14 protein-coding genes are annotated in these 14,063 nt (G+C 45.1%); 8 read left to right on the top strand and 6 right to left on the bottom strand.

Going from position 1 to position 14,063, the window contains the following annotated elements; genetic code table 11:
• Window positions 1–63: 63 nt before the first annotated feature.
• On the top strand, window positions 64–810 hold the full coding sequence (locus tag F6K52_RS20290; RefSeq protein WP_293081629.1) for a creatininase family protein: 747 nt from the start codon (window positions 64–66) through the stop codon (window positions 808–810).
• Here the strand turns inward: F6K52_RS20290 and F6K52_RS20285 are convergent.
• Window positions 783–917 (bottom strand): hypothetical protein, encoded by a 135-nt coding sequence (locus tag F6K52_RS20285; RefSeq protein ID WP_293081623.1) that lies wholly within the window; start codon window positions 915–917, stop codon window positions 783–785. The genes F6K52_RS20290 and F6K52_RS20285 overlap by 28 nt on opposite strands.
• A 127-nt stretch (window positions 918–1,044) precedes the next feature.
• Window positions 1,045–2,640 (bottom strand): DNA repair protein RadA, encoded by a 1,596-nt coding sequence (gene radA / locus F6K52_RS20280; RefSeq protein WP_293081620.1) that lies wholly within the window; start codon window positions 2,638–2,640, stop codon window positions 1,045–1,047.
• 204 nt (window positions 2,641–2,844) lie between these two features.
• On the opposite strand from radA, the gene rpaB reads away from it, so the two are divergent.
• The 3 genes from rpaB (at window position 2,845) to F6K52_RS20265 (ending at window position 4,844) form a co-directional block, all read left to right on the top strand.
• Window positions 2,845–3,573, top strand: a complete 729-nt coding sequence (gene rpaB / locus F6K52_RS20275) for a response regulator transcription factor RpaB (protein WP_070395767.1) — start codon at window positions 2,845–2,847, stop codon at window positions 3,571–3,573.
• A gap of 61 nt (window positions 3,574–3,634) precedes the next feature.
• Complete coding sequence (locus tag F6K52_RS20270; RefSeq protein WP_293081616.1) at window positions 3,635–4,279, top strand: cofactor assembly of complex C subunit B; 645 nt, start codon at window positions 3,635–3,637, stop codon at window positions 4,277–4,279.
• Between the two features lie 28 nt (window positions 4,280–4,307).
• Window positions 4,308–4,844, top strand: a complete 537-nt coding sequence (locus F6K52_RS20265) for a DUF456 family protein (RefSeq protein WP_293081613.1) — start codon at window positions 4,308–4,310, stop codon at window positions 4,842–4,844.
• Window positions 4,845–4,900: 56 nt separating this feature from the next.
• Here F6K52_RS20265 and F6K52_RS20260 read toward each other — a convergent pair whose 3' ends face one another.
• On the bottom strand, window positions 4,901–6,151 hold the full coding sequence (locus F6K52_RS20260; protein ID WP_293081611.1) for a competence/damage-inducible protein A: 1,251 nt from the start codon (window positions 6,149–6,151) through the stop codon (window positions 4,901–4,903).
• Window positions 6,152–6,236: 85 nt separating this feature from the next.
• Here F6K52_RS20260 and F6K52_RS20255 point away from each other — a divergent pair, with 85 nt between their 5' ends.
• The gene (locus tag F6K52_RS20255) at window positions 6,237–6,404 is read left to right on the top strand and encodes a hypothetical protein (RefSeq protein WP_293081608.1); all 168 of its coding nucleotides are present in this window, start codon (window positions 6,237–6,239) and stop codon (window positions 6,402–6,404) included.
• 430 nt (window positions 6,405–6,834) lie between these two features.
• Here F6K52_RS20255 and glyA read toward each other — a convergent pair whose 3' ends face one another.
• Window positions 6,835–8,118, bottom strand: coding sequence for a serine hydroxymethyltransferase (gene glyA, locus F6K52_RS20250; protein ID WP_293081605.1), 1,284 nt, complete (start codon window positions 8,116–8,118; stop codon window positions 6,835–6,837).
• A 758-nt stretch (window positions 8,119–8,876) separates the two neighbouring features.
• On the opposite strand from glyA, the gene F6K52_RS20245 reads away from it, so the two are divergent.
• Both F6K52_RS20245 and F6K52_RS20240 read left to right on the top strand, forming a co-directional pair.
• Window positions 8,877–9,074: a hypothetical protein gene (locus F6K52_RS20245; RefSeq protein ID WP_293081602.1), complete on the top strand. Its 198-nt coding sequence runs from the start codon at window positions 8,877–8,879 to the stop codon at window positions 9,072–9,074.
• 141 nt (window positions 9,075–9,215) lie between these two features.
• A complete protein-coding gene (locus F6K52_RS20240) occupies window positions 9,216–9,692 on the top strand; it encodes a Tic20 family protein (RefSeq protein WP_070395772.1) in 477 nt (158 codons plus the stop codon).
• On the opposite strand, the gene F6K52_RS20235 is transcribed toward F6K52_RS20240, so the two are convergent.
• Window positions 9,689–10,489, bottom strand: coding sequence for a fumarylacetoacetate hydrolase family protein (locus F6K52_RS20235; RefSeq protein ID WP_293081598.1), 801 nt, complete (start codon window positions 10,487–10,489; stop codon window positions 9,689–9,691). The two genes, F6K52_RS20240 and F6K52_RS20235, sit on opposite strands and share 4 nt — an antisense overlap.
• A 560-nt stretch (window positions 10,490–11,049) precedes the next feature.
• Between F6K52_RS20235 and rpsF the strand changes: the two genes are divergently transcribed.
• Window positions 11,050–11,358, top strand: a complete 309-nt coding sequence (rpsF, locus tag F6K52_RS20230; RefSeq protein ID WP_293081626.1) for a 30S ribosomal protein S6 — start codon at window positions 11,050–11,052, stop codon at window positions 11,356–11,358.
• A gap of 155 nt (window positions 11,359–11,513) precedes the next feature.
• On the opposite strand, the gene F6K52_RS20225 is transcribed toward rpsF, so the two are convergent.
• Window positions 11,514–14,063: carboxypeptidase-like regulatory domain-containing protein (locus F6K52_RS20225; protein ID WP_293081595.1), on the bottom strand; the 2,550-nt coding region annotated here is incomplete at its 5' end.

The raw sequence follows: 14,063 nt of genomic DNA, 5'->3' as shown, positions 1-14,063 counted from the left end.
TGCACCTAATTAGAAATGAGCAGTTGGGCAGATGACACAACAACTAACCCTCTAAAATTAACCATGCTGTTACACTTGAGTACTTGGACAGAAATAGAAGCTTACCTAAAGCAATCACCAGGGATTATTCTGCCCATTGGTTCAACGGAACAACATGGACCAACTGGGTTGATTGGCACCGACGCAATATGTGCAGAAGCGATCGCAAAAGGTGTGTCTGAGGCAACCAATGCCCTAGTTGCTCCCACCATTAATGTCGGGATGGCCTTACACCACACGGCTTTTCCCGGTAGCATCAGTTTGAAACCAAGTACATTAATTCAGGTGATCAAAGATTATCTGACTTGCTTGACTAGAGCTGGGTTCACCAAGTTTTTCTTTATCAATGGTCATGGGGGTAATATCGCTACCCTTAAGGCAGCGTTTTCTGAAAGTTACGCCCACTTGAGCGATTTACAGATTCCTAATGGGGAAAGGGTTCAGTGTCGGGTAGCTAATTGGTTTATGTGCCGTTCTGTCTACAAATTAGCTAAGGAGTTGTATGGGGATCAAGAAGGTTCCCATGCTACTCCTTCTGAGGTAGCACTTACCCAATATGTATATCCCGAAGCAATTAAACAAGCACCCCTCTCAGAAACCGTTGCGTCTGGACACTCAATTTATGGAGCCGCCGATTTTCGTCGCCGTTATCCCGATGGTCGTATGGGGTCTAATCCAGCCTTAGCAACACCGCAACATGGTCAGCAGTTTTATGAGTTGGCAGTCAAGGAGTTGAGCAGTAGTTACTTGGAGTTTGTGGCCGCAGAGTGAATTGGGAATCGGGAATTGGGAATCGGGAATCGGAACCCACCCCGTTCCCCTCCCAGGAAGGGAACGGGAATCGGGAATCGGGAATCGGGAATCGGGAACATTATCAAAGAGATAGGATATGATATACCGATAATTCTGCTTCATAAAAATCTCCCCATCTCCCTATCTCCCCATCTCCCCATCTCCCCACCCTCCTGGTTATCATGGGTATTCAAGCGAACTTGATCTTAGATCTTAGAATTGATCCTCGAGATCTTCAGGGAAGTCCTGGCGTAATCCCCCAGGCAAGGCAGCAATAATAGCATCTAGTACTCTGGATACTTGAATAATTTCAATACCAAGATCAGATAAGGTTTGACCTTTGGGTATGATCGCTCGCTTGAACCCTAACTTGGCAGCTTCTTTGAGTCGGAGTTCCATCTGAGAGACCAGTCGCACTTGCCCCCCTAAGCTGATTTCACCGATCATAACGGTGCGAGGATCGACAACGCGATCGCGAAAACTGGCTACTACCGCAATAGCCATTCCTAAATCAGCTGCTGGTTCTTCTACTCCTAGCCCTCCTGCTGTTGCTACATAAGCATCTAATTTGGATAGGGGAATCCCGACTCGCTTTTCCAACACTGCCAGAATTTGTTGTAAGCGGTTGTAATCAACTCCAGTAGTTGAGCGGCGGGGTGCCCCATAACTAGCAGGACTTACTAGGGCTTGCAATTCTACCAGAATCGGACGAGTACCTTCACAAGCCACTACAGTAGCAGTACCAGGACTCATTTCATCTCGGTTACCCAAAAACAGATCAGAAGGGTTCAACACTTCCTGCAAACCGTTGCTGACCATTTCAAAAATACCGATTTCATGAGTAGCCCCAAAGCGGTTTTTCACAGAACGCAGTAGCCGGTGGGAAGCAAAGCGATCGCCTTCAAAGTACAATACAGTATCGACTAAGTGTTCCAGTACCCTTGGTCCTGCGATCGCGCCTTCTTTGGTCACATGACCCACAATTAATAGAGTAATGTTTGACCGCTTTGCTACCTGCATCAGGGCAGAGGTACATTCCCGCACTTGAGCAACAGAACCAGGAGCAGAGGTCAAGGCCGGAAAATAAAGAGTTTGAATACTGTCAATCACTGCTACCTGAGGTTTGAGGGACTCCAACTCTCGCAGAATTTCCTCTAAATCGGTTTCTGGTAGGACATACAAATCAGCGTCTTTAGACTCGGATGTAGACTCAGAGTCGGGATCAGCTATGGGGGTTTTAGAAGACTTAGACTTAGAAGACTTAGATTTAGAAGACTTAGTCTTAGAAGACTTAGGCTCGTTGTTCACCCTACCGTGATTAGAGTCGGGATCAGAGGTTTCTGCTGATACCACACCCAGGCGAGATGCTCGCAGTTTTACCTGCTGTCCTGATTCTTCTGCACAAACGTATAGAATGCGATGCAACTTGGCAAGTTGATTGGCAACTTGCAGCATTAAGGTTGATTTGCCAATCCCTGGATCGCCACCAATTAAGACTAAAGACCCAGGCACAACACCACCTCCGAGGACTCGGTCGAGTTCTCCATAGCCTGAGGGGAAGCGGATCTGGACAGTATCAACAATTTCTGAGAAGGTAAGGGATGATCTTGGTTGAGCCGGTCCAGTTTTAGCCTCGTGGTTATCGGAATAAGTATTGGATTGCCAACCCCCGCGACTGATTTTGATCGGGGATGGGGCAGTTACCTCATCCAAGGAATTGTAAGTACCACAGGCAGGACATTTGCCGAACCATTGGGAGGACTCAGCACCACAGGCATTACACACATAGAGCGTTTTAGGCTTCGGCATCCTAGTTTAAAAGTCTTAAAAACTCTTAAAAAAACTCAATAATTAAATTAACATTAATGAAAGTCAAGAAAGACTTCACCAGCAAGGAAAATATTATTTTCAACGATAAAATCAACTTTGTAAAGCGTTAGATTAAAGAGATAAACTACTAATAAATTAATAAATCATTAATTTAACTTCACCATTTCAGGAGTATAACGTCAATTGGAAACTCATAAAGAAAAAATTCTTGTTGTAGATGACGAAGCCAGTATCCGTCGCATATTAGAAACTCGGTTGTCCATGATTGGCTACGAGGTAGTCACAGCCGCCGATGGAGAAGAAGCCCTAAACACATTTCGTGATCAAGAGCCTGACCTAGTGGTGTTAGATGTGATGATGCCAAAGCTAGACGGTTATGGTGTCTGTCAAGAATTACGCAAGGAATCAGACATTCCCATTATTATGCTAACTGCTCTAGGGGATGTCGCTGACCGGATTACTGGTCTAGAGTTAGGAGCAGATGACTATGTGGTCAAGCCCTTTTCTCCAAAAGAATTGGAAGCCCGTATTCGCTCCGTACTGCGCAGGTTTGATAAAGTTGGAGCTGCCGGTATTCCTAGTTCTGGTGTGATTCATGTTGGGAGTATCAAAATTGACACCAACAAGCGGCAGGTCTACAAAGGGGATGAGCGCATTCGGCTGACTGGAATGGAGTTCAGTCTTCTGGAATTATTAGTTAGACGTTCTGGAGAACCATTCTCCCGTTCCGAAATTTTACAGGAAGTGTGGGGCTATACTCCCGAACGCCATGTGGATACCCGTGTAGTAGATGTCCACATCTCCCGGCTACGAGCCAAGTTAGAGGATGACCCGAGTAATCCTGAGCTAATTCTGACCGCACGAGGTACAGGTTATTTGTTCCAACGGATCATTGAACCAGATGAAAAATAATAACACCTTGATGTTGATTTTCAGCTGTATAAGTCCTGAACTAACAACCAACAGGTGAGTGATGGCTAAACCCGACCAAAATGATGTACTGCGGCTGCTGCCATTTGCGGTTGGAGGATTGGCAGGGAGCCTGTTGCTGATCAACCGTTTATTAACCTCCCAGCTAAGCAATTCTCAAGCTCGTTCTGATGCTGTAGGGGTAATTGTTTGTGCTGTATTGATTTTGACAGGTTTACTGTGGCAGCAGGTACAGCCCAAACCTCCTGATGCCGTTAAACTGATTGGCGAAGAGGGTTTCGACCTCGCGACCGAGCTCCCAGATCAGGTAAAAACTGAATTAGCCTGGGCATCCCATCTATTACTGACTAATACAGTAACGCGATCGCTTGTAGTGGTATACCAAGGTAAAGTCCTGCTGCGCAGGGGGATCTTGGGAAAAAATCCCCAAGTCGAGCCTGGAGCTATTCTCAAGCGGGTTTTTGAAACTGAAAAAGCCGTCTATCTGGTTAACCTGAAGCTCTATCCAGGGCGACTTGAATTTGACTACTTGCCAAATAACACACAAGGGGTCATATGTCAACCGATTGGCAACCAAGGAGCGCTAATTTTGGCAGCCAATGCTCCCCGAAGTTACACTAAACAAGATGAAAAGTGGATTGAGGGGATTGCTGATAAACTCGCCAATACTCTCTCTGGTCATTTCTAAGATGTGGGTAACGCTTCGAATTTAAATAATGTGGTTAATCATTTTGTACTGCTTGCTGATTCTGATGATGCTAGTAGGCATTATTGGTTCGGTTGTTCCTGGCATTCCGGGTGCCATGTTGATTTTAGCTGCCACCCTAATTTGGGGTATTGCTGACGGCTTTAGTAATGTCACCTGGGCATTGGGCGTAGCCATATTTGTGTTGCTACTCGGTATGGGAGTCGATTTTTTAGCCGCTTACTGGGGAGCAAAAAAAGCTGGTGCTAGTAATTGGGGACAAATTGGTTCCATCATCGGCTTGTTATTGGGGGTGTTTGGTCTTTTACCCGCCTTGCCCTTCGGCGGACCGTTACTAGGGATTTTGTTTGGACCGTTGTTAGGGGCGTTTTTGGGTGAGTTTCTCTATCAACGGAAGTTAAAGTTACAGCCTAGAATCCAGCAGTCCTTTAAAGCTGGCTTGGGGATTGTGGTCGGTTCATTGGTAGGAAATTTGATTCAGGGAATGCTGGCGATCGCGACTGTGGTGGTGTTTATTTTCACCACCTGGCCCCCAGCAGGGATTTAGCTTGAGAAGGGTGATGGGGTGTACTACTGCCTGCTAACTAACCCTAAGTAACAAGTTCAACAACTCAGCAATTTGCACCGTAGGCGATCAAGGGCATAGCAGGCGCTGATGTGACGTAGGTCAGACCGACTCCGATGTTCACCCAAGGTGTACTTGTAGCATTCTAAAATGCCATCTGGTCCGGCTAGACCAATGTAAACTAGACCCACAGGCTTGGTATCGGTATTGCCTCCAGGTCCGGCTATGCCTGTAATACTCAGTGACCAGGTTGAAGAAAGAAGCGATCGCACTCCCGTTGCCATTTGCTCTGCTACAACTTTACTTACCGCCCCCATCGCCTTCAAATCTGAGGAATTTACTCCCAGTACACCAGTTTTCACAGCGTTATCATAAGCAATGATACCCCCGAGAAAATAATTAGAACTCCCCGGAACACTGGTTATCATACTGCCAATACCGCCACCAGTACACGATTCCGCTACACTCAACGTTTGTGAGGCAGCCGTCAATAGCTGACCCACGACAGAGGCTAAGGTATCGGTGTCAGTACCGAAATAGTTAATTCCCCCAATCTGCTGTAATTTTTGGGCTACTGGTTCAATTAACTCTTGCGCTTCACTTTCTGAAGCCGCACGGGCCGAAACTCTTAACCTCACTTGTCCCTTACTAGCATAGGGAGCAACCGTGGGGTTGGTAAGGTCAAAAAAGGGAGCAACTTTCTCAGCCAAAGCCGATTCTCCAATTCCCCAAAACCGCAACATCCGGCTATAAACGATTTCTTTACCCCAGCCTTGGCTTTTGAGATAGGGAACAGCCGTATCTCGCCACATCTGGTGCATTTCCCTAGGAACACCAGGAAAGGTGAGAATGGTTAAATCAGCACGGGGTTTCCAGATGATACCAGGAGCTGTTCCGTTCAGGTTGGGTAATACTTGTGCCCCTTCCGGAATTAGGGCTTGCTTGCGGTTATTGGTAGTTACTTGACGTCCCCGCCGGGCAAACTTCTGAGTGATGTCCTCTATAACATCCGGTTCTTCAATCAGAGGAGCACCAAAAAATTTAGCGATCGCTTCCGTGGTCAAATCATCGGGCGTCGGACCAAGACCACCAGTAAATATTAGGATAGTGGAGCGCTCACTAGCAATTGCCAATACTTGCTGTAAACGCCCGATATTATCTCCCACTACTGTCTGATAGTAGTGAGGAATCCCCAATGCCGCTAGCTCCTGGGCTAAAAACTGAGAATTGCTGTTGAGAATATCCCCCAGCAGCAGTTCGGTCCCTACACAAATAATTTCTGCACTCATTTATTATGCCTCAGGGGCAAGATCTCATTTATTTTTTTCTGCTATTCTATTATTCTCCCACACTTATATAGCAATTCTACGACTTGTGAGGTACAAATATCTGGTTTTTAGGGAGCAGGGAGCAGGGAGCAGGGAGCAGGTAAGAGACAAGAAGCAAGAGCCAATAGTCAAACAGTTATGTGTACCTCATGACTCCTATAAACGCTATAAATTGCTGCTATGTCAAATTTTTCTAATCCTTATTGTTCGATAGTTTAATCTTATTTATAAGATTTTTTTTAACTACCAAACTCTCCAATCCTAATTATTTTTAATTAAGCCATACTTTTCACTCTTTTTATGAAAGCTAAGCTCGGCATTACATGATTTCTACAAAATAAAATAAATACCTGTTTTTATTACTCTTACTTATCTTCTAAGCTAAATCAGGCTTTCTAATCTTAGAAACTTTTTTTAACCAATATTTTTTTAGTTATTTTAATTTTTTAATAATCCAATCAATTGATAGGTACTTTCTGATTAATTTTAACTAACAGTTTGGCATAGTAAGTCCACAATAGCTTCTTTTGTTCTTTAACACATACTGAGGAACAGGACTTACCAAGTAAGTCTACAGTAGGGTCGATTATTAGGTGACCCTACTGTAGGTGTTATGCTGAGGCTTAACTGTCAAACATCAAGCCTTAGACCAAACTTGGTACAAGACTGGTCAGATGGGGATACAGAGGAAAGCGATCGCATAATTGTCCCACACGCTGGCGACATTGATTTGCCACTTGCTCATCCTCTGGATTCAGTAAGCGATCGGCAATAATATTACCAATCTCAGTAAATTCTGCGACTCCCATGCCTCGGGTAGTCATGGCTGGGGAACCTAGGCGCAAGCCACTGGTGACAAAGGGCGACTCTGGGTCAAAGGGAACAGTATTTTTGTTAGCTGTAATCTTGACACCGCTCACCAGTTGGTCAGCTCGCTTACCTGTCATACCAATAGAGCGCAAATCTACCAGTAATACATGGTTATCTGTACCACCAGAAACAATCTTTAACTCCCGGTTTTGCAGTGCCCTTGCCAAAGCCTTAGCATTTTCTATCACGTGGGCAGAATAGGTTTTGAATGCTGGGGTCAAGGCTTCCCCAAACGCAACAGCTTTACCAGCAATCACATGTTCCAACGGACCCCCCTGAGTTCCGGGAAACACTGCCTTATCGAACTTTTTACCCAAATCCGATTGATTAGTCAGAATCAAGCCACCCCGTGGACCACGCAGGGTCTTGTGAGTGGTAGTAGTGACCACATGGCAGTGAGGAAGGGGATTAGGGTGATGACCACTAGCCACTAAACCAGCAATGTGAGCCATATCCGCCATCAGGTAGGCACCCACTTCATCAGCAATGGCGCGGAATTTTTCAAAGTCAATGATTCGGGGATAGGCGGAATAGCCACAAATAATCAGTTTGGGACGCTCTTTCAGAGCAAGTTCCCGAATCTGACCATAGTCCAATTGCTCAGTTTCCTGGCTAACACCGTAGTGACACACCTCAAACCATTTACCGGAAACATTCACTGGTGACCCATGGGTGAGGTGTCCGCCATGGGACAAATCCATCCCCATAATCTTGTCACCAGGTTTTAGTAAGGCTAAAAATACCGCAAAGTTTGCTTGAGCGCCAGAATGGGGCTGAACATTAGCATGAGCAGCACCAAAGAGTTCTTTAGCACGGTCAATCGCTACTTGTTCGACTTTGTCAATGAACTCACAGCCGCCATAGTAGCGCTTTCCGGGCAATCCCTCAGCATATTTGTTAGTTAGCACTGAGCCTTGTGCTGCCATCACCGCTGGGGAGGTGAAGTTCTCACTAGCAATAAGTTCCAGATGCTCCCGTTGACGTTGGAGTTCTTCTCCCAGATAGGTGGCTATCGTGGGATCGGTTTCGGCGAGAAAATCGAAATTAGTTTGAGTCACTTTCTTTACTTCTAGGATCGATCACGTTTGGTAATTGACACAACAACCTTAAAGGTCTATGTGCTTACAAAAAATCCTCTGAGGGAATAAAGCCCCGTTTAGGCAAGAGCGGGGATTAAAAACTGAGGTAGCGCTTTCATGCAGGGGTTTATCCCATCAGCGACTACCGGTACCGAAATAGCAGCTTTAGTCGCCCTGAAGATTTTTTTGCAGGTGGTTTGTTTGGACACGACCCTTAAACAGGACTTACCCAGTAACTCTACCTACAGGGTGGGTTAATAACGCACCCTACTACTTATCCCTACTACTTATCCCTACTACTTATTCCTACTACATATGGGCGTTTAATGCCCAGTTTTTCGCCAGCTTTCCAAAAGTCCTGTCAAACAATACATTGGTAAGGATGAGCTGAAAGCTTGAGTTTGGAACGATTCAGAGTCAGATTAAGCCAAGTTTTAGCAAAACTTAAAGTTTTTATTATATTATTAAAATTTATAGTATTATATAAATAATGCAATACCTAGTATCCAGAGTATCTAATAAAATAGGAATAGCATTGAGAAACAGTTCTAATCAACAGCACTAACAAACAAAACTTAAGCACTAAGCTGATTAGTTAATATTTTCAGGATGAGTATGGGTGGCATAGTGAGCAAATAAACGCCAATAAACACTGTTTCCTATCCTTCAGTCTGTTGAGAAGAAATAAAAGTATCATGCTTCGGCATCAGCCCTGATAGCGTAATGGGATTAGTGCTATGTTAGTAATTCTAACGGACAACCAAGTAATTTCCCCCGACCTTGTCTGCCAATGTTGTTTACTGGCTGACCCAAGTGGTCAACCTCGCTTGCATCAAGGCAAATTGGTTTGTGCTCATCTGCTCAAGAAGCTAAGTGAGAAGCAAGCTCAACAGTATGAGTGTGAAATGGGATTCCGTCTGGTAAATATGGATTGACTTTTCTAGTAGGGGAACGCGCCCCGCGTGACATGCAGGTCAATCGCATTTCAGGTCGCTCAGGGGTAGATTGTTGTGCTGCGCTATGCTGAATAGTAGTTAGTGTACCCCTTATCTGAACATCTTAAAGGAGAAACCACCATGAATTGGCGCGGGTCAACAGATATTAAAGACCGGATTTTTGCAGCCCTTGCATATCTACTCCCTCTAATTGTGGTTTTGCCCTTTGGTCAATTTCTGCTAAGACAGTTTCCCATTCTCGGCATTATTTACCTGCCCCTACAACCGTTGATTTCACTTTACTACGGTTTGCCTTTAGTGGGGTTAATTATTTTCTTTGTTTTATTCTTAGCCGTAGTCAGAAACCCACAAATCAGCCATTTTGTTCGCTTTAACACCATGCAAGCGATTCTTTTAGACATTCTTTTAGTTTTGTGTGGTCTATTGTTACCAATTTTAGTCCAAGCACTAGGGGTTAACTTGCTAACAGAAACCTTATATAATATAGTGTTTTTAGGAATCCTTGCCGCCTGCGGCTACTCCATGATTCAATCATTGATGGGTCGTTACGCAGAAATACCAAGCCTTAGTCAAGCTGTTTACAGCCAAGTCCCCTAGTCTTGCTTAGTCTTGGCCGGTGAAGGGCGTGAGATCACCGTATTTTCCAACTGCCCAATTCCCTCAATTTCCACCCGGACGCGATCGCCAATTTCCATTGCTCCTACTCCTTTGGGTGTCCCCGTAAGGATCACATCTCCTGGAACTAGGGTCATCACCTGGGAAATGTAAGATACCAGAACATCTGGCGGAAATACCATTTGACTAATTAAAGCTGATTGTACAGGCTCAGGGTTGTCATTCAGAAATGTCTGCAATTTTGCCCCAGCACTCAACTCCCGGACTATCCACGGTCCGAGGGGACAAAAGCTATTAAATCCCTTAGCCCTGGTCCACTGGGCATCCCGCTTTTGTAAATCCCGAGCCGTTACATCATTAGCGATCGTATAACCCCAAATTTTGGATTGAGCTTCGTCTGGTGTGCAGTCTAAGCAATAGTCACCGATTACCACTGCTAACTCTCCCTCATAGTCTACTCGCTTAGACTGAGGCGGATACTGGATGGCTTGAGAGTCAGGAAGTATAGTGGTAGGGGGTTTAAGAAACAGTAAAGGTTCCTCAGGAACTGATGTTCCCAATTCCGCTGCGTGTTCAGTATAGTTTTTGCCTACAGCCACGACTTTAGTTGGTGCACACGGAGCAAGCAGTTGATAGCTTTCTGGTTCCAACTCTAAATCTATAGGTTGTCCCTGTAACCAAGGTGGTGCATCCAGCACCTGAATAGTGCGGGTCACCTGTAACAAACCGTAGTAGGTCTGTCCTTTAGAAGATTTAACTCGAACGTAACGCTGTGTCATAACAATAGATGTTCCTTAATAATATTACGAAAATTCTCTACTTTACCTAAGATAGTATTGAGTTGGTAGTACGTCAGTACTGAGTACCGATAACAGATTGTCCTTAACAGTAGAATAGATAATAAGCTGCATTTAGACATAGCATCTTCTGGTAGTCTCTGGTTGTGTCTAGTGGTATTCCCCTTTGACGAATGTACTATCTTTGAGCACAATTTAATTGAAATTTAATTGAAATTGGTTGCACAAGGGGTTATAATTTTAAATCGGTAATCCTTGTCAAGGATTAAGATAAAAGTATTCAGATGAGTCTGACCACTTCAAACACTTACCGATCCGGTAAGTGTCCACTTAAGTAGCGATAGATCAATTCCTTGCTTCTTTAACTATCCAGTAGCAAGCAAGTCAATTACCCAACCTTGACTATGACCTAAGGTGTGGTTCAAGGAAAGCTGATTGTTAGTGCTGATTGTTAGTGCTGATTGTTAGTGCTGTCTATCGGATAAAAAGAAGCCAAATTGTCCATAAGGAGATTAATACCAGTGCAAAACACTTACGAAATGATGTACATCCTCCGTCCTGATTTGGGCGAGGAACAAGTAGATCAAGCTATCGGCAAATACCGAGACCTATTGCAGGAACTCGGTGGAGAGCAAATCGAAATTCAGCATCGTGGCAAGCGTCGTTTAGCCTATCCCATAGATAGGTACCGGGAAGGGATTTATATCCAAATGAACTATAATGGGCCAGGTACTCATGTCGCCAAGATTGAGCGAGCAATGCGTCTAAGTCAAGATGTGATTCGCTACCTCACCATCAGAGACGAATCATCCCCAGCCCCTACACCAGAACCAGCAGAAGTTGAAGCTTGAACTATCACCGATATTAGGGTGTAATCCGTAATAAGTCACAGGTAATAGGTAATGGGTAATGGGTAACAGGTAATAGGTAATAGGTAATGGGTAGTTTAGGATTACCTATTACCTATATACTCTTTGGTGGCTACAAAACACTTCAGGATTAAAGACTAAGGACGAAGAAGTATAGATAAATTCAGTTCTTGGAAAGGTTCGGAATCTGGCTTAATCTCAATTTGATTCGGTTGAGCCGATTCACCATTAATCAGTAAATTATACTTACCCTGCTGCAAGCCTTCTAAATAAAAGACCCCAGCACCGTTAGTAATCGAAAAAATCGATTTTCCTGAATCAACTGGTACTGCTTCTACCTTCGCCCCTTGCACCGCTTCTCCCGCAGCATCAGTGACTACACCTGCAAAGGTGTAGGATAGTACCATTGGCACAGTAACTGGAGTATAGCTACCCGGCACCACCTCCACCGCATAGGCTGATTCCTCGGGTTTCCAGTCGATGGGATATCCGGCGGGGTCAAGGTCGAGGCGATAGGTATCAGGGTCGAGTTTGACAAAAATACCATTGTTGCGAATGTCTGGTCGAAACGAGCTTATCGATTTATTATTCACCAGTAACAGTAAATCGGGCTCTTCAACGTAAATCTCTTCCCCTTTATCTCGCTTACCATTGCCATTGTTGTCAAAGAATGGCTGAATTAACAATCCTCCTCGGCTGCGTAAGCGGTCAAAGCGGGTGTCGGCACCGCTAAACCCTGATTGGACATTGATATTGGGAGAAAGCTCAATCCTGAACGTGCTGCCATCAGAGGTAGTAGATATTTCTTGGTAACGTAACCGCAATACTAATCCGGGAATCAAGGCACTGGAAGCTGAGGCAATCAATCCATTACCCCGAGAACCGAAGCCATAGCCGAAATCCAAGTCCCAGAGATATCGACCATCACTAGACTGTTGTGGAGAACGATAGCGCCAAGCTAAGCGAGCGAGGTGATCATCACGGTTATTGGAATCCCGGGTTTCGTAACCCAGTAGCAGGGAATGTCCTCTAGAGGCACTGCTATTGGACAAATAATAGATCAGTTCTGAATTGGTAGTGATTTCATTGCCTCGATGGGAGAGTCTCAGACTTCCCAGGTTAGACCTCAAACTCCAGCGCAAGTTATTATTGGTGTCCATGTCAGCACTGGCAAAGAGTGAGAAATTTTGGCTAGTGTGGGATATGCTCATACCAGCAGCTAAGGCTTCCTCCCGAGTGTTACCACTGGCTCTTAAGGTTAAACCACGAAAGGCTTGCCAGTTGACCCGAAACCGTTGGGCTAGACTATCACTGTTGAAGTTAAAGCTCAGCTTAGGGGAGGGTTGGAAGTTAATACTGGCATCATAGTCTATCCCCTCATCCTCTGTACCTAAAAGAGCCGATACTTTTACCTTTAACGGAAAGCCAGCAGGTTGATAGAATAGTTCCCCTAAGCCCAACACTGACTCGTCGTAAACCACCCCCATCCCTAAAGTCAAGTCTTCTGTGACTCCTAGGCGATAGGCAATTCCACCCCGCACGTCTGTAAACTCACCAAAGAAATTCCCATTTTGGCTCGATTCTCGACTCAAGCCAGTGGAAACAACTAAAGCAGAGGCTCCCTTGGTCAATTGACCCGGTAGAGTCGAGAAATTGGCCTCTCGAATTTCCGGGTCTGCAGTAAGCTGTCCATCGGGGTATAGAAAAACGCGATAAGTATTGCTACCGCCTCGTCCAGTTATGACATTTTCAAAGCGGTAAACCCCAGAGGAGTCCACTAGGATTTCATCCACCACCACATCATTAAAACCTTGGGTCAGCTGCACCAACGTACCCGGTTCAGCTTCCCCAGTAATGCTCCGTCCAATATCATTGGCTTGTAACCGTTGGCTAGGACTAAATCCACCCCTTGATGAGGGTGGGGTAAATCCCCAGCGCTGGATAGTGGTCGCACCCCAATATTGACCTGTCCCTTGACTTTGCCAAAAGGTGGGGTGGGAACCTAGGACAAAATCCGCTGCATCGGTTTGGCGAAAATACTGAGCTTCCTGTAACCGAAACGTCCCGGTATCGGTTAAATCCGGTTGGCGAGTCCTCAGAAACCAGCTACCTCCTAATAAGGTGCCGACGGTGGTAAATTCTCCACTATAGTTTGTGGAATTAGAAAAGGAACTGCTACCACCCCCTCTGCCACTAACATTTACCCGTTGTCTGATCGCGGATATGCTAAACGCAGGGGCATCAATCTCAGATAATCCTTCCAGTACAACTGGGATTTCTGGAGTTCGCCGACCTTTGCGCCGCACATTCAACCAGGGGGGATTAAACTTAATGGCGTATTCAATCATGTCAAACTCCGTCGGGACTCCTAGAAGAGTTTGGATGGTTTTGACCGGAATGACTACTCCTAATTCTGGGTCAGTTGGTAATTCTTCTGGATTGATGCGGGTAACTAAACCAGGCGATCGCACTTCTAATTGACCGTCTTCTAAGGGTTTGACATCTAATTTCAAGCCCTGGATCACATCATCTAAGGGAATCAGCCACGTTTCAAAATTAATTGCCTGGGAACCATCTTCAAATCCCCGCACTAAAGTACTAGGAATCACATTCTGTTTTCCCAGATTGACGCCCACAGGAAGAATAATCAATTGATCACTATCGTTTCGCCTTGGGCTAGAGGTAGA

The sequence above is a fragment of the Moorena sp. SIO3H5 genome (assembly GCF_010692395.1).
GTDB lineage: Bacteria > Cyanobacteriota > Cyanobacteriia > Cyanobacteriales > Coleofasciculaceae > Moorena.
Note: the sequence above shows the minus strand (reverse complement) of the source record. Positions and strands in the feature narration are given on the sequence as shown.